Origin of the sequence: Streptomyces sp. NPDC091287, assembly GCF_044768525.1 — a bacterium.
In the GTDB taxonomy this organism is placed as follows: domain Bacteria; phylum Actinomycetota; class Actinomycetes; order Streptomycetales; family Streptomycetaceae; genus Streptomyces.
Window position 1 is genome coordinate 24,140 of the sequence record NZ_JBIVUV010000009.1, and the last position, 21,426, is coordinate 45,565.

The 21,426-nt window shown below is 75.7% G+C and carries 15 protein-coding genes; 12 read left to right on the plus strand and 3 right to left on the minus strand.

Annotated features, from left to right (window positions below; all coding sequences use genetic code 11):
- Nucleotides 1-61: 61 nt before the first annotated feature.
- The 3 genes from ACIQRW_RS16815 (at nt 62) to ACIQRW_RS16825 (ending at nt 5,605) form a co-directional block, all read left to right on the plus strand.
- Nucleotides 62-259 carry a hypothetical protein gene (locus ACIQRW_RS16815; protein WP_003969056.1) on the plus strand — a complete coding sequence of 66 codons (198 nt, stop codon included), beginning with the start codon at nt 62-64 and terminating at the stop codon, nt 257-259.
- 79 nt (nt 260-338) lie between these two features.
- The gene (locus ACIQRW_RS16820; RefSeq protein ID WP_403760384.1) at nt 339-3,260 is read left to right on the plus strand and encodes an AAA family ATPase; all 2,922 of its coding nucleotides are present in this window, start codon (nt 339-341) and stop codon (nt 3,258-3,260) included.
- Between the two features lie 341 nt (nt 3,261-3,601).
- The gene (locus ACIQRW_RS16825; RefSeq protein ID WP_403760387.1) at nt 3,602-5,605 is read left to right on the plus strand and encodes a BTAD domain-containing putative transcriptional regulator; all 2,004 of its coding nucleotides are present in this window, start codon (nt 3,602-3,604) and stop codon (nt 5,603-5,605) included.
- Here ACIQRW_RS16825 and lanKC read toward each other — a convergent pair.
- The 3 genes from lanKC to ACIQRW_RS16840 all read right to left on the minus strand — a co-directional run bounded on the left by lanKC (nt 5,592) and on the right by ACIQRW_RS16840 (nt 10,103).
- Nucleotides 5,592-8,267, minus strand: coding sequence for a class III lanthionine synthetase LanKC (gene lanKC, locus ACIQRW_RS16830; protein WP_403760390.1), 2,676 nt, complete (start codon nt 8,265-8,267; stop codon nt 5,592-5,594). The genes ACIQRW_RS16825 and lanKC overlap by 14 nt on opposite strands.
- 11 nt (nt 8,268-8,278) lie before the next feature.
- Complete coding sequence (locus ACIQRW_RS16835) at nt 8,279-9,763, minus strand: MFS transporter (RefSeq protein ID WP_403760393.1); 1,485 nt, start codon at nt 9,761-9,763, stop codon at nt 8,279-8,281.
- A gap of 184 nt (nt 9,764-9,947) precedes the next feature.
- Nucleotides 9,948-10,103, minus strand: coding sequence for a hypothetical protein (locus ACIQRW_RS16840; RefSeq protein ID WP_215109850.1), 156 nt, complete (start codon nt 10,101-10,103; stop codon nt 9,948-9,950).
- 322 nt (nt 10,104-10,425) lie between these two features.
- Here ACIQRW_RS16840 and ACIQRW_RS16845 point away from each other — a divergent pair, with 322 nt between their 5' ends.
- The 9 genes from ACIQRW_RS16845 (at nt 10,426) to ACIQRW_RS16885 (ending at nt 21,379) form a co-directional block, all read left to right on the plus strand.
- Nucleotides 10,426-11,550, plus strand: coding sequence for a radical SAM protein (locus tag ACIQRW_RS16845; protein ID WP_403760396.1), 1,125 nt, complete (start codon nt 10,426-10,428; stop codon nt 11,548-11,550).
- Nucleotides 11,547-12,302: an iron-containing redox enzyme family protein gene (locus ACIQRW_RS16850; protein ID WP_403760399.1), complete on the plus strand. Its 756-nt coding sequence runs from the start codon at nt 11,547-11,549 to the stop codon at nt 12,300-12,302. Before ACIQRW_RS16845 ends, ACIQRW_RS16850 begins: the two co-directional genes overlap by 4 nt.
- Nucleotides 12,299-12,517, plus strand: coding sequence for an aroma-sacti cluster domain-containing protein (locus ACIQRW_RS16855; protein WP_003969047.1), 219 nt, complete (start codon nt 12,299-12,301; stop codon nt 12,515-12,517). Before ACIQRW_RS16850 ends, ACIQRW_RS16855 begins: the two co-directional genes overlap by 4 nt.
- A 154-nt stretch (nt 12,518-12,671) precedes the next feature.
- Nucleotides 12,672-16,106 carry an adenylate/guanylate cyclase domain-containing protein gene (locus ACIQRW_RS16860; protein ID WP_403760402.1) on the plus strand — a complete coding sequence of 1,145 codons (3,435 nt, stop codon included), beginning with the start codon at nt 12,672-12,674 and terminating at the stop codon, nt 16,104-16,106.
- 3 nt (nt 16,107-16,109) lie between these two features.
- Nucleotides 16,110-17,042: a S8 family peptidase gene (locus ACIQRW_RS16865; protein WP_403760405.1), complete on the plus strand. Its 933-nt coding sequence runs from the start codon at nt 16,110-16,112 to the stop codon at nt 17,040-17,042.
- Nucleotides 17,026-17,661 carry a GAF domain-containing protein gene (locus tag ACIQRW_RS16870; RefSeq protein ID WP_403760408.1) on the plus strand — a complete coding sequence of 212 codons (636 nt, stop codon included), beginning with the start codon at nt 17,026-17,028 and terminating at the stop codon, nt 17,659-17,661. The genes ACIQRW_RS16865 and ACIQRW_RS16870 overlap by 17 nt, the downstream gene beginning before the upstream one ends.
- Before the next feature lie 125 nt (nt 17,662-17,786).
- Nucleotides 17,787-18,575: a sugar phosphate isomerase/epimerase family protein gene (locus ACIQRW_RS16875; protein WP_403760411.1), complete on the plus strand. Its 789-nt coding sequence runs from the start codon at nt 17,787-17,789 to the stop codon at nt 18,573-18,575.
- A 169-nt stretch (nt 18,576-18,744) separates the two neighbouring features.
- Nucleotides 18,745-20,577 (plus strand): glycoside hydrolase family 3 protein, encoded by a 1,833-nt coding sequence (locus ACIQRW_RS16880; protein ID WP_403760414.1) that lies wholly within the window; start codon nt 18,745-18,747, stop codon nt 20,575-20,577.
- A 127-nt stretch (nt 20,578-20,704) separates the two neighbouring features.
- Nucleotides 20,705-21,379, plus strand: coding sequence for a hypothetical protein (locus ACIQRW_RS16885; protein ID WP_403761035.1), 675 nt, complete (start codon nt 20,705-20,707; stop codon nt 21,377-21,379).
- Nucleotides 21,380-21,426 lie beyond the last annotated feature (47 nt).

Consider the following 21,426-nt stretch of genomic DNA (forward strand, 5'->3'; position numbering starts at 1 on the left):
ACGACCACATCATCACCACCACCACCATCACCATCACCATCACCCAGAGGATGAGGCAGAGATGAAGCAGTTCGGCGAATCGGCCCTGCAGGCGTCCGGCGAGATCGCGCACGAGGGCACGCCCGAGCACCCGGCGGGGCAGATCTCCTTGGGTTCCACCGGAGGCCTCGGTGCGCGCGGCAGACTTCTCAGCGCCTCGGAGGGCGAGAGCGGCTACAGCCACGACCTGCCGTGGACCACCATGACGGCCCCGTGGTGAACGGTTCCAGCCAACTCAACCGTAAATGAGCCGAATTGGCCCGCTGCCGTAGGGGTTGGGGCTCCAGTAACCTGCGGCCATGCGAGCCACTTCGCCGGTCATCGTCGGGCGGGACGAGGAGATCGGACTGCTGAGCAGCGCCCTGGACGCCGTACGACGGCGTTCGGGGCGCGCGCTGTTCCTCCTCGGGGAAGCCGGTATCGGCAAGTCCCGGCTGGTGGGCGAGTGCGCCTACCGGGCGTACGGGCTCGGCATGCCCGTGCTGCGCGGCCGGGCCACCTCGACCGGGCTCGTCGTGCCCTTCCGTCCGCTCGCGGAGGCGCTGGCGTCCCGGTTCCGGGCCGCGGGCACCCCGACCGATCCGGAGCTCGCGCCCTACCACCCGGCGCTGGCCCGGCTGGTCCCGGAGTGGCGCAAGGACGGGTCCCCCGGCTATCCGGAGACGGTCGTGGAGCTGGCCGAGGCCCTGCTGAGGCTGCTGTCCGTGCTGGGCCGGGAGGCGGGCTGCGCGATCCTGCTGGAGGATCTGCACGACTGCGACACGGAGACCGTCGCGGTCGTCGAGTACGTCATCGACAACCTGGCCGATCTGCCCATCCTGTTCCTGGGCACCCTGCGTCCGGAGCCGGGCGCCGCCCTGGACCTCGTACGCTCCGTCGAGCGTCGGCACGCCGCGACCGTACGGGAGCTGGGCCCGCTCCGGGACGACCGGGTACGGGCACTGACGGGCGCGTGTCTGGAGGCGCGGCCGGAGGAGATACCCGCATCGGTGCACCGCCGGCTGGCCGAACGCGCGGCGGGCAACCCGTACTTGCTGGAAGTGCTGTTGGCGGACCTGCTGGACACCGGCCGGCTCCGGCGGACGGACGACGGGTGGGAGGCGGTGGAGCAGCCGGGCGGTTCGGTCCCCTCGGACATCGTCCGCAGCTGGGCCCGCCGGCTGGAGCGGCTGGACGAGCCGGTGCGGGACCTCTTACTGGCGTCGGCCACCCTGGGCAGCCAGTTCTCGGTGACCGTGCTCCAGACCGTCACCGGTTTCGAGGACCGGGCCCTGTTCACGCATCTGCGGTCGGCGGTGGAGGCGGGTGTCATCGCCCCGGACGGCGCGGCCCCCGACCGCTACACCTTCCGGCACTCGCTGACCGCCGAGGCCCTGATCTCCTCGCTGGCGCCGGCCGAGCGCGCCTCGCTGGCCCGCCGCGCCGCCGGGGCCATCGAGCACTCGGGGCAGCCGCTGGACGAGGACGGCCGGCAGCTCGTGGCCTCGCTGCAACTGGCCGCGGGCAACCGGGCGGGGGCGGCCCGCCAGTTCGCGGAGGCGGGAAGACGGATGCTCGCTTCGGGGGCGCACGGCTCCGCCGTGGTGCTGCTGGAGCGGGCGCACCCGCTGGCCGCCGAGACCGACCGGGCCGCCGTCGCCGAGTCATTGGCGGTCGCCCGTGCCGAGGGCGGAGATCTGGACGGCGCACTGGCGCTGGCGGACGCGCTGCCGCCGGTTCCGGCGCGTTCCGAGGCCGCCGCCCGGCGCGGCCTGATCCACATCGAGCTCGCCTGGGCCGCGGTCATGGCGGAGCGCACCGCCGACGCGGCGCTCCAGGTCGAGGCTGCCCGGGTCCTGCTGGGCCCGTCGCCGCCGCCGGGCCGCCGGGCCGCGCTCGTGGTGGTCGACGGGTATCTGTCGCTGCTTCCCGGGCATGGGCGCAAGCCCCGGGACCCGGCGGGTTCCGAGCGGGCCGTGCGGGAGGCCGCGGAGACCGCCGAGGCCGAGGGGCTGCCCGTGGTGGCCTGTCAGGCCTGGCAGTTGCTGGCGCTGCTGCGGCGCGAGGAGGGCTTCGACGCCGCGGACGCGGCACTGGAGCGGATGCTGTCGATCTCCACCGAACACGCCCTGCCGGTCTGGCGGGTGGAGGCGCTCGTGCGGCTCGGGGCGAACGCCTTCATGCGGACCGGGGACGCGGCCCGGCTGCTCTCCGCGCGGGCGGCGGCCACCGAGCTGGGGGCGCTGCTGCTGACCCGTACGGTCGACGGGCTGCTCGCGATGAACGCGGTGATGTGCGCCCGGTGGGAGGAGGCGCAGGAGATCATCGACCGTTCGACGGAGGCCAGTGCCCGGGTCGGTGACCGGTCCGCCCACCGCTATCTGCTGCTGGCCGGGGCGACGATGGCCGCGCACCGGGGGCGGCGGCGGGACATGGACCGGGCGCTGGCCGCGTTCCGGCGGGCCGGGGGCGAGCAGTCGCTGCTGGTGCCGCTCCGGTCGGGGCTGTGCCGGGCGTTCGGGGCGCTCCTGGAGGAGGACCGGGAGCGGGCGGCGGCAGGTCTTGACGAGGCGCTGGCCTGGGAGGCGGACCACCCGAGCTACTACTACCTGAGCGGGCGGTACGGGCTGCGCCCGCTGCTGCGGGTGCTGACGGGCGACGCGGACCGGGCGGAGCTGGCGGAGGCGCGGGCGACTCCCGGGGGGTGTCTCGCCTGGAACCGGCAGTTCCTGGAGCTGGCGGACGCGGTGCTGCTGGGCCGGGAGGGGGATCCGGCCGGGGCGGCCCGGCTGATGGCGTCGTTCGATGCGCGGTCCGCGCCCTTCCCGGTCGCCCGCCACCTGGGCCTGCGGCTGGTCGCGGACGCGGCCCGCGCGGACGGGTGGGGCGAGCCGGTGGCGTGGCTGCGGTCCGCCGAGGAGTACTTCTACGGGGCCGGGGTGCAGGCGGTCGCCTCCGCGTGCCGGGCGGCGCTGCGGCAGGCCGGGGCGAGCGTGGGCCAGCACCGGGGCGGCTGGGACCGGATCCCGTCGCCGCTGCGGACGAGCGGGGTGACCCCGCGCGAGTACGAGGTGTTCGTGCTGCTGCCCGAGCGGCCCGGGAACCAGCAGATCGCCCGGCGGCTGTCCATCTCGCCCCGCACGGTGGAGAAGCACATGGCCAGTCTGCTGAGCAAGACCGGGCGCGCGGACCGGGCAGCGCTGTGCGAGTTCGCCGCCGAGTGCACCGCCGAACCGGCCTGAGGCGGAGGCCGCCGGAAGCGGCCTGAGGCGGGGTCCGCCCGCACCGGCCTGAGGCAGGGTCCGCCCGCACCGGCCTGAGGCAGGGTCCGCCCGCACCGGCCTGAGGCAGGGTCCGCCCGCACCGGCCTGGGGCGGGGTCCGCCGGAACCGGCTCGGAGCGGGGTCCGCTCCGGGGGCCATGGGGGCCGGGGTGGGCAACATGGGGGCGCCGGGCGGTTTCGGTCGGGTGGCCGGGTGGAAAATGCGTGCGGGGCCCCGATGTGCGGGGGCCGGGGCGGCAGCAGGATCGGGGCGTACGTACGGACCAGTCCGCCGCCCGTCCCCGTTCCGGAGGCCCGCTGATGACCCGACCTCCCGCCCGTACCGGTTCCGCAGGTGCGGTGTACGTCTCCCTGCTCGGCCCGCTCACGGCCCGGCTGGACGGCCGTGAGCTGCCGCTCGGCCCGCGAAAGCAGCGCCTGGTCCTCGCCACGCTGCTGGCCCGCCCCAACACCCCCGTACCGGTGGGCGTGTTGACCGACGCGGTGTGGCCGGACGACCCGCCCCGTACCGCCCGCAAGAACCTCCAGGTCTACGTCAGTGCCGCCCGCGCCCTCCTGGGGCCCGCCGGGGACGGGGGCCAGGACCGGGTGGTGCACGGCTGCGGGGGCTACCTCCTGCGTATCGCCGAGGGCGAGCTGGACACCCTGCGGTTCGGGGCGCTGGCCCGTGCGGGGCGGGCGGCGGCCGGGCGGGGCGATCTGCCCGGCGCGGCCCGGCTGCTGCGAGAGGCGCTGGACCTGTGGGAGGGGCCGCCGCTGAACGATCTGCGGGACTCCATCGGGGTCGCCGAGGAGGCCGACCGGCTGGAGGCCCGCTGTCTGACGGTGTTCGAGGACTGGGCGGAGACCGAGATCGAGCTGGGCCGGGCCGCCGTCGCGGTGGACGGGCTGCGGGATCTGGTGGAGCGCCATCCGCTGCGGGAGCGGCTCCGGGCCGCCTGGATGACCTCCCTGCACCAGTCGGGCCGGCAGGCCGAGGCGCTGGCGGTGTACGACGACTACCGGCAGCTGATGTCGCGGGAGCTGGGCCTGGAGCCGAGCCCGGCGATGGCGGCGCAGTACCGCTCGATGCTCGGCCGGGGGCGCGAGGCCCGGCGGCCCGCCGCCGCCCGGGAGGCGGGGAGCGCGGGGAGCGCGCGGGCGCTGCCCGCCTGTACGGGGGCCTTCACCGGCCGCCGCGACGAACTGCGGGACCTGCTCGACGTGCTGGGCGGCGGCGAGGAGCGTGTGGTGGTCGTCTCGGGCCCGGCCGGGGCGGGTAAGTCGGCGCTCGCGGTCCGGGCGGCGCATCTGCTCGCCGACCGCTTCCCCGACGGCCGCGTCCATGTCCGGATGCGCCGGGCGGACGGTACGGCGCGGAGCCGGGCGGAGGTCCTGGCGGAGCTGGGGCGGCTGTGCGGGGTGGCGGGCGCCGCCCCCGCGGAGCCGGAGGGCGGGCCGGCGGACGTCCGCGTGGCGACAGCCGTCCTCGCGGACGCCTGGCAGGGGTGGCTGGCCCGGCACCGGGCGCTCGTCGTCCTGGACGACGTGCCGGACGAAGCGGCCGTACGGGGGCTGCTGCCCCGGTCCGGGAAGTGTTCCGTGCTGGTCACCGCCCGGGGGCAGTTGGCGGGGCTCGCCCCGGTGCACCGGATCGCGTTGCCCGCGCTGGCGGACGGTGAGGCGCTGGAGCTGCTGGGGAAGCTGATCGGGGCCGGGCGGCTGCGGACCGACCCGGGGGCGGCGTTGCGGATCGTCCGGGCCTGCGGGGCGCTGCCGCTCGCGGTGGAGGTGAGCGGGATGCGGCTGGCGGTGCTGCGGCATCTGCCGCTGGCGGAGTACGCGGCCCGGCTCGGCGACCCGTCGGCCGCGCTGGACGAACTGGTCGCAGGGGACGTCTCCGTACGGGATCGGATCGCGTCCGGCTGGCGGGATCTCGCGGACGGTGACCGGTGGGTGCTGGGGCGGCTGGCGGGGTTCGCCGAGGACGGGGGCTTCACCCTGGACCGGGCCACGGCGGCGCTGGGCTGCGGGGAGCGGGCGGCGATCCGGGCCGTCGAGTCGCTGATCGACGCCGGTGCGGTGACCTCGCCCGCCGGGGAGGTCACCGCGCACGCCGCGCTGTACGAGGTGCCGAGGCTGCTCGGCCTGTACGCCCGCGAGCGGGAGACCCCCGACCGGCCGGGAGGACGGGCCGAGCGGGAGACCCCCGACCGGCCCGGCGGACAGACCGAGCGCGAGCCTGCCGACCGGCCCGGCGGACAGACCGAGCGCGAGCCTGCCGACCGGCCCGGCGTACCGGCCTCCGCGCTCATCCCAGGGTGAGCAGTTCCAGCAGATCGTGCGGCCGGTCGCCGGCGGGGGTTCCGTGGGAGGGCCCGCCGGTTTCCGCGCCGGCCAGGAAGTGCAGGGACATCAGCAGCCCCGCCGCGCCGGTGGCCAGGTCGGCGGAGCAGCGCAGCAGCCCCGCCCCCGGGACGAGCAGCCGGTCCTCGTCGGCGACCAGATGCCAGGACAGGTTGCGTACGGAGGCCAGGACCCCGGGGGCCGTACGGCCGTCCGGCAACAGGGCGCCCGCCACAGCCATGAGCCCCGCCCGGCCGGTGAACAGGCCCGGCTCGCGGACGAATTCGAAGGCGCAGCCCTTGGCCACCCCGGGCAGCAGGGCGGCCAGTGCCGCGTCGGCCAAGGTTTGCGACGGGGCGAACCTCGGCTGACGCGGCACTGGCTCCGGGGAGTCGCGGCGGGCCAGATAGGCCCGGGCCACCAGGGCGAAACCGCCGCTCCCCTGGTCCAGGTAGAGGAAGTGCCGCCGGCCGTCCTTCACCTGGACGGTGCCGTCCGGCATGGTCACGCAGTGGGCCGCCTCCGCCGCCAGGGCCCGGCCGGCGGCCGCCAGGAACTGCTCGTCGCCGGTCAGGGCGTGCAGTTCGAGGTGGAGCAGGGCCGCACCGCTCAGCCCGCGCAGCAGTCCCGCCGACGCTGGTGCGCGCAGCCCCGGCACGGACTCGCCCCGCACCAGCCGGTCCAGTTCGTGGGCGGTGCGGGCCGCGGCGTCGACGAGGTCGTGGTCGATCTTGGCGTCGGGCGATCCGTCCCCCGCACGGTCCGGCCGGGCCAGGCGCAGCGCGGCGAGCGCGATGCCCGCGCGGCCGTTCATCAGGTCGGCCGAGGCGGGCGGGGGCGCGGCGGCGGACCGTTCGTAGAGTTCCCGGCCCTGCTCCCGGCGGCCCAGCGCGGACAGCACCACCGCCGTGCCCGGCAGCCCGCCGTAGAGGCCGCCCGGCGACGCGGGGTCCTGTCGCCGGGCCGTGTCGGCGAGCCAGTCGGTCCAGACGCGCGGCACCGGGGCGCCGGTGCGGTGCAGGGCGTGGAGCACCCCGGCCGCCCCGTGCGCGACGTCGCTCCCGCCGGTCGAGAAGACCTTGGGGTCCCCGGGGAAGAGGCGGTCGGTGCGGTCGGGCGTCGCCCCGGCGTGGATGCCCCGCAGCAGCCGGTCCCGCAGCCCGGCCCAGTCCGGCTCGGGGCCGTCGAGCAGCGCGGCGGTCTCCCGCTCGCGGCCGTCGGTGCTCTCCGCGGCCCGCAGCGCCGCGGGCCGGCGCGGTCCCGCTCCGGCGTCGAGCCCGTACCTCCGCCGGGCCCACCGTTCCAGGGTCAGGGCCTTGGCCCGGTCGTAACCGGCCATCTCCATGATGGGCATCAGCATGTAGAGCCAGGTCGCCCAGAGCGCGTAGGTGTCGGCCTCCGCGCCGATGGTCCCGGCGGGCGCCTGGAGCCCCGGGGCGCCCGCCACCGGGGTGTCCCGGTCGTCGAGGGCCGTGGCGTACTCGAAGTCGATCAGGGCCACGCGGCCGTCGGGACGGATGATGATGTTGGAGGGGTGGAGGTCGCCGAAGCGCAGACCGCGCTCGTGGACGGCGGCCAGCGCCCCGGTCAGCCGCTCGGTCACCGACTCCACCCAGGCGATGTACGGGGCGAGTTCGGCGGCCGTGCCGGTGCTGTGGAGCAGGGCGAAACGGCCGACGATCTCCTCCAGGAGGGTGGCCCCCTCGATGTGCTCCTCGATCAGGAAGTGGTGCTCCCACACCGTCCGTACGCCGTACACCTCGGGAACACAGTCCAGCCCGGCCAGCGCGGTCAGGGCCCGGTGCTCGCGGTGCAGCCGTGTCACCGCGTCGTCGCCCGCCTCGTCCAGCCCGCCGTGCGGCCGGGCCTCACGGAGCACCACCTGCCGGCCGGTCTCCCGGTGCCGGGCCAGGTAGATGCCGCCCGCGTTGGAGAACTGGAGGGCCTCGGAGACGTCGTAGGGGAAGGCGGCGTCCCCGGCGGCGGCACGGGCCGCCAGGTGCGGGTGCAGGTCGTCGGGCACGGTGACCCACGGCGGCACCCGGAACACCACCCCGCGCTCGTCGGGCACCAGCTCGCCCGAGGGGTGGCGCAGGGCCAGCACCCGTTCACCGTTCTCGTCGAGGCACCAGCGGGAGACGAACGCCCCGTACCGGATGTACACCGGGGCGTCGCCGATCCGCAGGTCGCTGAGGATGTAGGGGCCGCGGCGGCCGGCGAGGGCGCGGGTCAAGTCGTCCAGCACCCGCAGGAAGACGGTCTCGTCCGGCGGGTAGACCGTGATGAACTTCCCGGCGCCCGCACGGGACATGTACTTGCCGGACATCAGCAGGAGCGCCCGCTCGCTGCGGAGGAACTTGAACGGCACCCCGTGGGCCCGGCAGATCCGGGCGGTGTCGAGCAGGGTCTCCTCGGCCTCCTCCGGGACGGTGGAGACATGGATCTTCCAGCCCTGCCCGGCCGGTTCACGGCCCTCGGGCAGCAGGGAGGTCCACAGGCCACCGCCGACCCGGCGCCAGCCGTCGGCCGGCGGCTCGGAGTCCAGCGGGTAGCGGGTGCTCTCGTCCTTCAGCCGGGCGGGGGTCTCGTAGTACGTACGGTCGGCGAGGCAGTAGAGCTGGGTCTGCTGGAGACCGGGCACGGGGTTCCTCCTCAGGGTGCGCCGGGGCCCGCGGCGTCGGGGGCCGGCCCGGCCGTGGTCCGCTCCGGGGTGGTCGCCGGGCGGGTGGAGACGGTTCCGGCCGGTTCCGGGGCCGGCCCTTCGGGCGTCTGTGGCGCCTGCGACGTCTGCGGCGTCTGCGGCGTCTGTGAGGTCCGTGACGTCCATGGCGTCCGTGACGTCCGTGACGTCCGTGGCGTCGACGGCTCTTCCGCCGGCTCCGGTGTCCCGGCCTTCTCCGGCTCCCCGGCCACCGCCTCCGGCTTCTCCCGGGACGCGCCCGCCCCGGCGCGGACGGAGGGGGCGAGCGTCACGACGGCCGCCGAGACGGCCAGCACGCAGCCGATCACGACGAAGGCGGCGCTGCTGTCCAGCGTGGTCAGCAGGAAGCCGCCGACGAGCGGTCCGAACGGCTGGACCATCGAGGAGAGGAAGCCCGCGGCGCTCTGCACCCGCCCGATCCGGTCCTCGGGAGTGACGACCAGCAGGGTCGAGAGGAAGCCGATGCTGGCGACCGTCGAGAGGCACATGCAGAGCGCGCAGAGCAGTCCGGCCACCAGCGGGCTGCTGAGCCAGGCCAGCACGGCGGCCGTCCCCACGCAGCTCCAGCAGGTGAGGACGATGAGCGTCCGGACATGGCGCTCCGCCGCGAACCGGGGCGCGATCAGCGCACCGGCGAGGGCTCCCGCCGAGACGCAGGTGATGACGAAGCCGCCGCCGAGTCCGGAGCGCCCGCCGTCGGAGAAGACGGCGAGCGCCGTGAAGGTGAGGGCGCCGAAGGAGAAGTTCATGCCCAGCCCGAAGACGAGCAACACCGTCCGCAGGTAGGGCAGTTGCCAGAGGAAGGAGAGCCCCGCGGTGAGTTCCCGGCGGCTGAACACCGAACCCGCCCTGGTCCTGGCCGCCGAGCGGGTCCGCACGAGCGCCACACAGACGGTCGAGAGGAACAGCCCGAGGAACTGAGCGGTGAAGGGCAGGGCCTCGTGCACGCCGAACAGCGCGCCGCCGACGAGCGGGCCGACCAGCCGGGCCGTGGAGGTGCGCGCCTGGAGCCGGGCCGTCGCCGTGCTCATCTGGTCCGGCGGCACCACCGCGCGCATCAGGCCGAAGGCGGCGGGGGCGTAGACGCTGTTCAGCACGGCGCCGGCGGTCGCGACCAGCAGGACGAGGACCATCGGGGCGTGCCCGTTCCACACGGCGACGGCCAGCGCGGTGACGGCCGCCAGGCTGCCCACGTCGCACAGCCGCATCAGACGGCGGCGTTCGACCCGGTCGGCCATGACCCCGCCCGGCAGCATCGTGATCAGCACGGCGCAGACGGCCACCGTTCCCACGGCGCCGGCCTGCACGGCGGAGCCGGTCTCCTTGAGGATCAGCAGGGGCAGCGCGATGGCGCTCATCTGGCCGCCCAGAACGGCGAAGAGGCCGCTCAACCAGAGCAGCCGGAAATCCCGGTTGGAACGGAGCGGCTCAGCCATCGTGGGCTCCCGTCGGTGGTGGTCGTTCGGCTGCGCGGGACGGGGCGGCCTCCGTGGTGCGCGGAGGCCGCCCCGGCTTCGGCCGGCGCCACGGCTGCGGGACTCGGGCCCCGTCGGGCGTGGCTGAGGGCTGTCCGGGACAGCCCTCAGGGCCGCATGGTCCGTCCGATCAGCCCAGGACGAGTCAGCCCAGGACGAGGCTCACGGTGCTGACGCAGTTGCCCGGGACATCGATGATGTCGTGGTTGTTGGCCGTCTCCTGGAGGTCCAGGACGGAGTGCGCCTCGACCTCGGGGGTCTCCTCGGCGTCGCCGGCTGCGGGCTTGGTGTTCTCGGACATGGTGGTCTCCATCCACTCGTCACAGCGGGGCCGGGTTCCGTCGGGGATCGCCCCTCGGTGTCCGGTGCGGCCGGCCGGTGCCTGCCGTTGCCGAGAAAGTTAGGAAGCCGGGCCTGGCGATCGCCTCGGCGGCGGTATGGCACCGGTATCGGGCCAGTAGAAGGCGTACGGAGGCCGGTTCGCGGCCCTCGGCGGCGGCCCGGGGACCCGCCCCGACCTGGGCCCATACCGCCGCCGAAGCACCGCAGGACCGTCCCCGAACCGGTGGCGCGCAGCCTGGGTACGCGCCCGACGCGCCCCGGCCCCGAAGGAGGCGGCCCACATGGAACTCGCCGAACTCGTCGCACGGCGGCCCTTCCCGGCCGCCGGTCTGCTCCTCGGCCTCACCCGGCGCTGCCCGCTGAGCTGCGCGCACTGCTCGACCGGGTCGGACCTGTTCACCCGGGAGGAGCCCGACGGCGGTCAACTGGAGCGTTTCGTCGGCTCGTTCACCGAGGAAAACCGTCCCGACGTCGTCATGCTCACCGGCGGGGAACCGCTGCTGCTGCCCGCGCTCGCCGAACGGCTGAGCACGCTGGCGCGCCGCGCCGGATCCCGTACCGCGCTGCTCAGCGGCATGTTCTTCGCCCGGTCCGGGAGCCGACGGGGCCGGAGAGGCGCCACGATTCCCCCCGCGATCCTGCGCGCGATCCGCTCCGTCGACCATTTCTCGGCCTCCCTCGACGTCCACCACGAGCGCGAGGTCCCGCGCGCCGACGTGTTCCGCGCCCTGCACCGGATCCGGGACGAGGGCGTGGCGGTGAGCTTCCACCTCACCGGGACCGGCGCGTCCGACCCGTATCTCGCCGACATCACCCGGGCGGTGGAGCAGGAGTTCGGCGGCCGGGTCCCCTGTCTGGTCAACGAGGTGCGGCCGTTCGGCCGGGCCGCCTCCTGGGCCAGGCCCGCCCGCACCGGCCCCGACCCGGCGGCGGCGTCACCGTGCTCGATGGCCGCCTGGCCGGTGGTCGCCTTCGACGGGCGCGTGCTGGCCTGCTGCAACCAGGACACCGTCGACAAGCGGCCCGTCCCGGCCCATCTGGACCTCGGGCACATCGGCGTCGACGACTGGGCGACCGTACGCGGCCGGGCGCTGGAGTCCCCGGTGCTGCGCATGCTCCGCACGGTCGGGCCCACGCATCTGGCCGCCCGGTACGGCTCCGGCCCCGGTACCGGCTCCTACTGCGACGGCTGCCGGGCGCTGGGCGACGACGAGGCGGCGGCGGCCGGGGCCCTCGCCGTGGCGGGCGGGGCGGCCGGAGCGCTACTGGACCTGACTGCCGCGGTGCGCGGCTCCCGGGAGGGCGCGCAGGGCGTCGTGCGCCGCCACGGATGCGCGGCGTACGCGCCCCTGGTCGTCACGGGCGCCCCGCCGCTGCCGGAGACCGACGGGCAGGACGTCCGATGAGCACCGCGACCGACGGTACGCGGCTCGGGCGGGCGGGGGCCTCCGCGCGGCTGCGGGTCAAACTCCTGCTGCTGGAGCCGGAGTTCCGGGACGCCACGCACCACATGTGGCGTGCCGACGGGCTGTTGCCGCGCTACCGGACGTATCTGTGCACGATGCACGCCGTCATCCGCGCCTCGGTCCCGCTGATGGAGCTGGCTCTCGACCGCGCCCGCTCCCTCGCCGCGTCCGGCGATCCGCTGGCGGCACCGCTCGCCGCGTACCTGGAGGAGCACATCCGGGAGGAGGAGGGCCATGACGCCTGGCTGCTGGAGGACCTCCGGGCGGCGGGCGGCGCCCCCGAGGACGCGCTCGGTCCGCTGCCCTCTCCCCTGGTCGCCTCGCTCGTCGGGTCCCAGTACTACTGGATCGAGCACCACCACCCGGTCGCCCTGCTCGGCTACATCGCCGTACTGGAGGGCTATGCGCCCGCCCCCGGTCTCACCGGCCGGATCGCCCGGCTGACCGGGCTGCCCGCCGCCGCGCTGCGGACCGTACGGGAACACTCGGTGATCGACACGGAGCACCTGGACGAGCTGTACGCGCTGCTGGACCGGCTGCCGCTCGACCGGGGGCCGGAAGCGGCCGTGGCGGTCAGCGCACTGCACTCCCTCTCCGCGCTCACCAGGCTGTTCGTCCGGCTCGGGCGCTCCGCACCGGCGCCGTCGCTGCGGGGGGCCGGACTCGCCCCACCGATGGGAGTCACACCATGACCGGACCACCCGAGAACGGCGAACGGCCCGTGCTGCCCGCCGCGTTGTACGAGGCGGGCTTCCCCGTGGATCTGCTCACCGAGGAGCAGCGCGAGGTGCTGTGCGGGCTGACGCCGGAGGAACTGGCGCTGCTGCTGGACGTCAAGGGCCGGCTGGACGCCGTGGGGCCGGAGGTCCAGGCGCACGGCGAGATCGCCGGCGGCGCCCTGTTCTGACCGGCGGGCGGTGACCGATCACCGTTACGGGTCCGGCGGCGGGTTCACCGCCGTCGGGCCCGTACCCGCCGGGGCGCGAGCGCCCGGTGCGCCCGCCCGCCGCCCCTGACCGCACGGCCCCGACCGCACGGCCCCCGGGAGAGAAGGACCCGCCATGAACTGCTCCTCGTGCCAGCAGGATCTGCCGCCGACGGCCCGGTTCTGTTCGTCCTGCGGTACGCCGTGCGCGACCACCGGGGCCGGCGGGGCCGTACCGCCCCCCGCCGCGCCGCCCGGGGACGAACGCAAGCCGGTGACCGTGCTGTTCTGCGATCTCGTCGGGTCCACCGCACTGTCGGGGGTGCTCGATCCGGAGACCCTGCGCGCGGTGACCCTGCGGTACTTCGAGGCGATGAGCGCGGAGATCGTGGCGCGGGGCGGCACCCCGGAGAAGTTCATCGGGGACGCGGTGATGGCCGTGTTCGGCGTACCGGTGGTCCGTGACGACGACGCCCGCCGGGCACTGGCGGCGGCGCTCGGGATGCGCCGGGCGCTGGCCCGGCTGAACCAGGAGCTGAACGCCACCCTGGGCATCGAGCTGACCACCCGGATCGGCGTCAACACCGGTCAGGTGGTCGCGGGTTCGGACACGACCGCCCGGCAGGCCCTGGTCTCCGGGGAGACCGTCAACATCGCCGCCCGGCTGGAGCAGAACGCGGGCCCCGGCGAGATCCTGATCGGCCCGGAGACCCTGCTCGCCGCCGGCCCGACGGTGCGGGCCGAACCCACCGGGCCGCTGCGGCTGAAGGGCAAGCGGGACAGCGTGGAGGCCCACCGGCTGCTGGCGCTGGGCGCCGACGACCCCGAGCTGCTGCGCCGCTTCGACGTCCCCTTCGTCGGCCGCGACGCGGAACGGCAGGCGCTGGACGCCGCCCTGGAGCAGGCCGCCCGCGGCGGCGGGGCGGGGCTGCTGCGGGTCACCGGGGAGGCGGGCATCGGCAAGACCCGGCTGGTACGGGAGTGGCTGGCGCGACGGTCGGCGTCCGGCGCGCTCACGTACGGCGCGGGGCGGTGCCGCAGTTACGGGGACCACGGCACCCTCGCCCCGCTGGCCGACGCGGTGCGCGCGCTGGTGGCGGCGGGGCCCGCGTCCACGTCCGGGGCCGGTCCTGGGCAGCCCTGCGCCGGGGCCGCGCCTGATGCCGGGGCTGCGGCGGATACCGGGGCGGCGTCCGATCCCGGTCCTGAGTCCGCTTCTGAGTCCGGGTCGGCGTCCGGGTCGGCGTCCGGTCGGGTGCCCGGTCCCGCGGACGACGGGAAGGACGCGGCCGGCGGTCTCGGGGTCGACGACGCGATGGCCCTGCTGTCCGGGGGCCTGCTGCGCGACGGCACGCCGAACGCCCCCTTCGAGGACATGTGCGCGGCCCTGACGGCGGTCCTGGAGCGGGCCGCCCGGACCCGCCCGGTCGTCCTGGTGCTGGACGACTGGCACGCCGCGGCCCCCCTGCTGGTCCGCACGGTGCACCGGCTGACGGACGGCTCGGGGTGCGCGGGGGTACTGGTGCTCTGCGCCGGGCGGCCCGACGGACCGGACGGTGCGGAGGGTTCGGACGGGCCGGGCGGACCGGACGAGGGAGCCGAGGGGGACGGGCCGTCCACCGGTGCGGGACGCCTCCAGCTCACCGGCCTGCCGCCCGAGGAGGCGGCGCGGCTCGCCGCCGGTCTCGCGGGGCCGGACGCCGGGCGGGCCCCGGTGGACGACCGGCTCCTGGCGCGGGCCGGGGGCAATCCGCTCTACCTGGAACAGCTGTTGATCGGCGACCGGGCGGACCCGGCGGGCGCCGCCCGTCCGGGGGAACCGGCCGCCGAGGAGGATCTGCCGCCCACGCTCCAGGCCCTGCTGGGCGCGCGCATCGGGGCCCTGGCCCGGGCGGAGCGCGGGGTGGTGGACCTGGCCGCGGTGATCGGCCGGGAGTTCACCGCGCCGGAGCTGATACGGCTGGAGCTGTCCGTACGGGCCGGGGAGGGCCACGACGCCGGGCAGCTCGCCGGGGCGACCGGCGCGGCCGGGGCGGCCCCGGAGCACCGGCGGCGCGTCGAGGAGGCGTTGGACGTGCTGGGCCGTCGCCGCCTGGTGGAGTCGGGGGCCCCGGGGGCCCGGGAGTCGGCACCGTACCGGTTCAGCAGCGGACTGGTGCACGAGGTCGCGTACGCCTCGCTGTCCAAGCGGGCCAAGGCGGAACGCCATGCCTGGGCGGCGGAGCTGCCCAGCGTGCTGCGGAGCGGCGACGGCGCGGTCGGCGGCCATCTGGAGCGCGCCTACCGCTACCGCGCGGAGCTGGGCCTGCTGGACGATCCGGCCCGGCGGCTGCGCGAGCGGGCCGCCGCCGCGCTGGGCCGGGCGGGGGCGCAGGCCGCCGCCCGGTCCGACCTGCACTGGGCGCACGGCCTGCTGGAGCGGGCGGTGGACCTGTGCCCCGGGGATCCGGCGGCGACACGGCGGCTCGGCGAGGTACGGGTGGCGCTGGGCCGCACCGGGGAGGGGGCCGAACTGCTCCGCCTCGTACGGGACTCGGGGTCCGACCCGGTGGAGGCCGCGCATGCCCGCCTCGCGCTCGCGGTGCTGGATCCGGGCGGCCCGGGGCCCGGCCCCGCCGCCGTGGCCCGGGCCGTGCTCCCGGTGTTCGAGGCGGCCGGGGACTCGACCGGCCGGGCGCGGGCCCATCTGCGGCTCGCCCAGCAGTTCCAGCGGTCCGGGCGGCACGAGGAGGCGGAGCGGGACCAGGCCCGGGCTCTGGAGCACGCGGTGCTGGCCGGTGCGGAGCCGGAGCGGGCCGGGGCGCTCGGCGCGATCGGCGTCTCCCTGTGGCGGGGGCCGGTGCCGGTGCCCGCCGCGGTGGTGCGCTGCCGGTCGCTGCTGGCGGCGCACGGGGCGGGCCGGCCCACGGTCCGGGTCACCCTCAACTGCCCGCTGGCGGTGCTGTACGCGCTCCAGGAGCGGCCCGACGAGGCGTACCGCTGCCTGGCCGAGGCGGAACGGCTGGCCGGGAAGCTGGGGTTCGCCGAGGCGGAGGTCTTCCTCCCGGTGTTCCGGGCGACGGTGGAGGGGCTGCTCGGCAACGGCACGGAGGCCCTGGACCTGCTGGGCCGGGCGGACGCGGCGGCCCGGCGCACGGGGGCGGCCGGGATGCGGACGGCGGTGGCCCTGGACGCGGCCCGCCTGGAGCTGGACGCGGGCCGGGAGACCCCGGCGGCCGCCCGGCTGGCGGGCGTCGGCGACACGTCGGGGCTGAGCCGTGCGGACGCGGTGGACCTGGCGGGGCTGCGGGCCCGGCTGACGGTGCGGGACCGCCCGGAGGAGGCGGCGGAACACGCGGACCGGGCGGTCCGGGCCTCGCTGCTCACGGACTCCCCGCTGGTGCAGGCGACGGCCGAGCTGGACCGGGCGCACACGCTCGCCGCCCTGGGCCGGTGGCCGGAGGCCGGGGCCTCGGCCCGGTCGGCCGGGGCGCACTTCACGGGCAAGGGGCATCTGCCGGGGGCGCGCCGGGTCTCCGGCTTCCTCGCGCACCCGCCCCGGCCCATGGCCACGACGAGGGAGAGGAGCTGACCGATGACGACCACGGAACCGGAACGGCCACAGACGGAACCGGAACGGCCGCGGGCGGGGGCGGGAGCGCGCGGGGCACCGGGGCAGGGGCTGACCTGGAGTCTGCACGGGCGCGGCCCGGAGGACGTACCGGTGCTGGCGGACCCCGGGCCACCGCTCGGCCGCCCCGCCGGGCCCGCCACCGGGCGCGGCGTACGCGTGTGCGTGGTGGATTCGGGCGTGGAGCGGGACCATCCGCTGATCGGCCCGCTCGCCGGCTCCTGGGTGGTCGTCAAGGGCGAGGAGAGCGGGAAGATCTCGGTCGAGCCGACGACCACCGGGGACACCTGCGGGCACGGCACCGCGTGCGCGGGCATCGTCCGCCGGACCGCCCCGGAGTGCGAGATCCACAGCGTGCGGGTGCTCGGGGAGCGGTTCTCCGGCACCGGCGACGTCCTGATGGCCGGGCTGCGCTGGGCGGTGGAGCAGGGCTTCGACGTGGTCAACCTCAGCCTGTCGACGACCCGCACCCAGTTCGCGCAGGAGCTGCACAGCCTGGCCGACAGCGCCTACTTCGCCCGTACGGTGATCGTCGCCTCGGCCCACAACACCCCGGTGGAGAGCTTCCCCTGGCGGTTCGCGTCGGTGATCTCCGTGGGCAGCCACCAGGAGGACGACCCCGAACTGCACCTGTACAACCCGGAGCCACCGGTGGAGTTCTTCGGCCCCGGCCAGAACGTGACCGTGCCGTGGCTGGGCGGCCGGACGATCCGCACCACGGGGAACAGCTTCGCCACGCCGTACGTCGCCGGGCTCTGCGCCCGCGTCCTGTCCGCGCATCCGCGGATGACGGCCTTCCAGCTCAAGAACGCCCTCTATCTGTCCGCGGCCAATGTGCGCCACACGCCGCGTCCTTCCACTGCGGCAGGAGATATCCGTGATGACTCCGAGAACTGATCCCGCTCCCTCCCTCTCCCCCACCGCCGCCCCGGACGCCGACGCCCGGATCGCCGACGCGCCGCGCCGCGAGTTGCTCCAGTCGGTGGTCGACGTGGCCCGCGCCATCTTCGGGGCCGAGGCCAGCTCGGTCTTCCTGCTCGACGAGGAGGCGGACGAGCTGGTCTTCCAGGCCGTGTCCGGGCAGGGCGAGGAGTTCCTCGTGGGCCGCCGGTTCCCGGCCGGCCGCGGGATCGCCGGATGGGTGGCGACCTCCGGCGAGCCGATGGTGGTGGACGACCTGAGCGCCGATGCGTCCTTCGACCGCTCGCTGGCCGAGTCGACCGCGTACGTGCCGAACGCCCTGATGGCGGCCCCGCTCATCAGCGACTCCCGGATCCTCGGCGTGCTGGAGGTGCTGGACCCCTCCCCCCAGGCCAGGTCGGGCGTCCGGGAGCTGGACCTGCTCGCGATGTTCGCCCGGCAGGCCGCCGCGGCCCTGCGGGTGGTCACCCCGGAGCGGGTGCGGGAGGCCGAGCAGCGCGCGGTGGCGGGCACCGGCGTGCTGGAGGGGGCGCGGCGCGAGGACGCGCTGAAGCTGCTGGGTAGCCTGGAGCGACTGCTGCGGGGCGTCGGCTGAGGAGGCCGGCGCCCGGGAGTGGGCACCAGCCCCGCGGCCGGCAGCGGCCCTGACCCGGCGCCCGGGAGTAGCCACCGACCCGGTGGGCAGGAGCGGGGCGTCGGAACAAGGGAAGGACACGCACCATGAAGCTCGCATTCTCCACCCTCGGGGTGCCGGGAACGCCGGTCTCCGAGGTCGTCCGGCTCGCCGCCGGGAACGGCTACCGGGGGGTGGAGCTGCGCGTCCACCCCGAGGAGCCGGTGCACCTGGGGCTCTCGTCGCTGGAACGGGCCGATGTGGTCGAGGCGTTCAAGGCCGGCGGGGTGGAGATCCTGGCCCTCGCCGGGTATGTGAAGGCGGCTGCCGAGGGGGACGACGAACCGGTCCTGGCGGAGCTGTCCGAGCTGGTGAAGCTCGCCCGGGACCTGGGCGCGTCCTACGTCCGGGTCTTCCCGGGCGGCGGCGACCAGGAGCAGGCGGAGGCCGACGCGACGGCCGCCCGGCGGCTCGGTGCGGTGGCGCCGGCCGCCGCCGACATGGGCGTGAGCATCCTGCTGGAGACCCATGACTCGCATCGGGCGGGCCTCGACGCCGCCCGGGTCGTCGCCACGGTCGGGCACCCCCGGGTCGGCGCGATCTGGGACGTGCTGCACACCTGGCTCGCCGGTGAGGAGCCGGCCGCCAGTCAGGCGGTGCTCGCTCCGCACCTGGGCTACGTCCAGGTGAAGGACGTCGCGTCGGCGGACGACCTCACCCCGGTGGCGCTGGGCTCCGGGGTGGTTCCGCTGGCGGACTGCCTGGACGGGCTCGATCCGGACACGTGGGTGTGCTGGGAGTACGAGAAGCGCTGGCACCCGGGGGCGGCGGAGCTGCCGGGGCTGCTGGGCGCGGGGCGTGAGTACCTGCTGCGGATCGGAGCGCCGAAGCAGTAGCGGCGGGGCGGCGGGGTCCGTGTCGGACTGCTTCCCGCGTCGGGTCGGTTCGCGCGGGGTCCGTTCGCGTGCGGGTCTCGGCGCGGGCGGCCCGGGCTCTTGACCGGAAGTTACTTTCCCTATAAGCCTACTTCCTTGGAAGTTTCTTTCACCCCGGGAAGGAGCTCACGTGCCCCACCGCACCTCAAGACGCACCCTCCTCACCGCCACCGCGGCCGCCACGGCGGCGGCGGCCACCGGCGTCCTCGCCGTCCCCTCCGCCGCGTCCGCGGACTCCACGAACGCCTCCACCGACCGCCGGCTGCGACGGATCATCGCCGGGATGAGCCTGGAGGAGAAGGTCGGCCAGCTCTTCGTGATGCGGGTCTACGGGCACTCCGCCACCGACCCCGACCAGGCCGACATCGACGCGAACCTCAAGGAGATCGGGGTCCGTACGGCCGCCGAGTTGATCTCCACGTACCACGTCGGCGGCATCATCTACTTCACCTGGGCGCACAACACCCGCGACCCCCACCAGATCGCCGACCTCTCCAACGGCCTCCAGCGCGCGGCCCTCGCCGAGCGTTCCCGGCTGCCGCTGCTCGTCTCCACCGACCAGGAACACGGCATCGTCTGCCGGGTCGGCGAACCCGCCACACTGCTGCCGGGCGCGATGGCGCTCGGCGCGGGCGGTTCGCGCTCCGACACCCGCCGGGCGGCCTGGATCGCGGGCGCCGAGCTGGCCGCGCTCGGCGTCAACCAGAACTACGCGCCGGACGCCGACGTCAACGTCAACCCGGCCAACCCGGTCATCGGCGTACGGTCCTTCGGCTCCGACCCCGCCGCGGTGGCCGCCCTGGTCGCGGAGCAGGTGAAGGGTTATCAGGGCGCGGGCATCGCGTCGACCGCCAAGCACTTCCCCGGCCACGGGGACACCAGCACCGACAGCCACACCGGGCTGCCCGTCATCAGCCACACCCGCGCACAGTGGGAGGAGCTGGACGCCCCGCCGTTCCGCGCCGCGATCCGGGCCCGTATCGACTCGATCATGACCGCGCACATCGTGGTCCCCGCACTCGACCCGTCCGAGGACCCGGCCACGCTCTCCCGGCCGATCCTCACCGGCATCCTCCGCGAGGAGCTGGGCTACGACGGGGTGGTGGTCACCGACTCGCTCGGCATGGAGGGGGTACGCACGAAGTACGGCGACGACCGCGTACCGGTCCTCGCACTGCTGGCGGGCGTGGACCAGCTGCTGAACCCGCCGAACCTCTCCGTCGCCTGGAACGCCGTGCTGGAGGCGGTGCGGGGCGGCGAGATCAGCGAGGCGAGAGTCGATGAATCGATCCTGCGGATCCTGCGGCTGAAGAGCCGACTGGGCCTGTTCCGCGACCCGTTCGTCAGTCGGCGGGGTGTCGAGCGCACGGTCGGCAGCCGCGCCCACCGGGCCGCCGCCGACCGGATCGCCGAGCGCACGACGACCCTGCTCGCCGACCCGGGCGCCCTGCTGCCGCTCTCCCGCCGCAGCCACCGCGACCTGCTGGTGGTGGGGGCCGATCCGGCCTCCCCCTCCGGGACGACGGGCCCGCCGACCAGCACCCTGCGAGACGCCTTCGGCGAACTGGGCTTCACCGCGACGGCGTTGTCCACGGGTACGGCTCCGAACCAGGCGAAGATCGCCGAAGCGGTCGCCGCCGCCGAGGGCAGGGACGCGGTGGTCGTGGCGACGTACAACGTCACGGCGACCAGCTCGCAGCGCACCCTGGTCTCGGCCCTCGTGGCGACCGGCGTCCCGGTGGTCACCGTCGCCGTCCGCAACCCCTACGACGTCGCCCACCTCACCGGGACCGGAGTCGCCGCGAGCCTCGCCGCGTACTCCTGGACCGACGTCGAACTACGCGCCGCCGCCCGGGTGATCGCGGGCCACGCCGATCCGGAGGGCACCCTCCCGGTCCCGGTGCAGCGCGCGGACGACCCGACGCAGGTGCTGTATCCGGTGGGCCACGGGCTGTCGTACTAGCCCTACGGCGGCCGGAGGGCACCGCCCTGCGGCCATGGACGCAAAGCACCCCGCGCACCTGGCGTGGCCCCGCTCCGGCGGGCCACGCCAGGTGTACGTCTGGACAGACGTATCGGGGGTCTTCTTCATGGATGAGCACGCTTCCCCGGGAGCCCGGCGCCGGCCGCCGGTTCCACCGCGGGTCCGGGTCACGGCCCGTGTCGCCGTGCTGGCCGTGGCCGTGGCCGTGGTCGCGCTCCTGCTGACGACGGCCTGTCGGGCCCCGGACGGGACGGTCACCGACGACCGGGCGTCCGCCCCCGTCCCGCCCGGCCCGTCACCGTACGGAGTGGTGTTCCTCGGCCCCGGCGACTGCAGTTCGCGCGGCCCGGAGATCCGGGAGGTGTTCTGCCGCAGCGAGAAGGCCCTGGCCACCGTGGTCGCCCGGCACCTCGGCACCCCGTCGTCGGGCCCGCCGTGCCCCGACACCACGGACTTCGTCCTGCATGTGTCGGAGACGGGCACCGGGGCCCGTTCCCGGCTCACCACCGGCTACGCCTGCATGCGGAATCTGGAGCCACCGCATCCGGGCGACCCGGGGCGGGGCGGCGGCCCGCTGACCGTGGTCGGGGACTGCGTCACGGCCTCCCGGGCGGGCGAGGTCACCGAGACCCCCTGCGCGGACACGGGCGGACGCGCCCCGCGCTACCGGGTGGAGTCTGCGGTGCAGCGACGGGCGCAGTGCCCCGGCACCACGGAGCTGTTCGTCGCCCTGGGCGGGGAAAGGCCGGTGGGCTGCGCCCGCCGGTCACCGGGAGGGTGACCGAAGGACGCAGCCCACGAGGGGCGGCGAGGACGCCGCCGGAGAAC

Bases quoted from the DNA above. Each gene is read 5' to 3' on its own strand.
- ACIQRW_RS16815 (WP_003969056.1), top strand. From the start codon at position 62: ATGAAGCAGTTCGGCGAATCGGCCCTGCAGGCGTCCGGCGAGATCGCG.
- ACIQRW_RS16820 (WP_403760384.1), top strand. From the start codon at position 339: ATGCGAGCCACTTCGCCGGTCATCGTCGGGCGGGACGAGGAGATCGGA.
- ACIQRW_RS16825 (WP_403760387.1), top strand. From the start codon at position 3,602: ATGACCCGACCTCCCGCCCGTACCGGTTCCGCAGGTGCGGTGTACGTC.
- ACIQRW_RS16835 (WP_403760393.1), bottom strand. From the start codon at position 9,763: ATGGCTGAGCCGCTCCGTTCCAACCGGGATTTCCGGCTGCTCTGGTTG.
- ACIQRW_RS16840 (WP_215109850.1), bottom strand. From the start codon at position 10,103: ATGTCCGAGAACACCAAGCCCGCAGCCGGCGACGCCGAGGAGACCCCC.
- ACIQRW_RS16845 (WP_403760396.1), top strand. From the start codon at position 10,426: ATGGAACTCGCCGAACTCGTCGCACGGCGGCCCTTCCCGGCCGCCGGT.
- ACIQRW_RS16850 (WP_403760399.1), top strand. From the start codon at position 11,547: ATGAGCACCGCGACCGACGGTACGCGGCTCGGGCGGGCGGGGGCCTCC.
- ACIQRW_RS16855 (WP_003969047.1), top strand. From the start codon at position 12,299: ATGACCGGACCACCCGAGAACGGCGAACGGCCCGTGCTGCCCGCCGCG.
- ACIQRW_RS16860 (WP_403760402.1), top strand. From the start codon at position 12,672: ATGAACTGCTCCTCGTGCCAGCAGGATCTGCCGCCGACGGCCCGGTTC.
- ACIQRW_RS16865 (WP_403760405.1), top strand. From the start codon at position 16,110: ATGACGACCACGGAACCGGAACGGCCACAGACGGAACCGGAACGGCCG.
- ACIQRW_RS16870 (WP_403760408.1), top strand. From the start codon at position 17,026: ATGACTCCGAGAACTGATCCCGCTCCCTCCCTCTCCCCCACCGCCGCC.
- ACIQRW_RS16875 (WP_403760411.1), top strand. From the start codon at position 17,787: ATGAAGCTCGCATTCTCCACCCTCGGGGTGCCGGGAACGCCGGTCTCC.
- ACIQRW_RS16885 (WP_403761035.1), top strand. From the start codon at position 20,705: ATGGATGAGCACGCTTCCCCGGGAGCCCGGCGCCGGCCGCCGGTTCCA.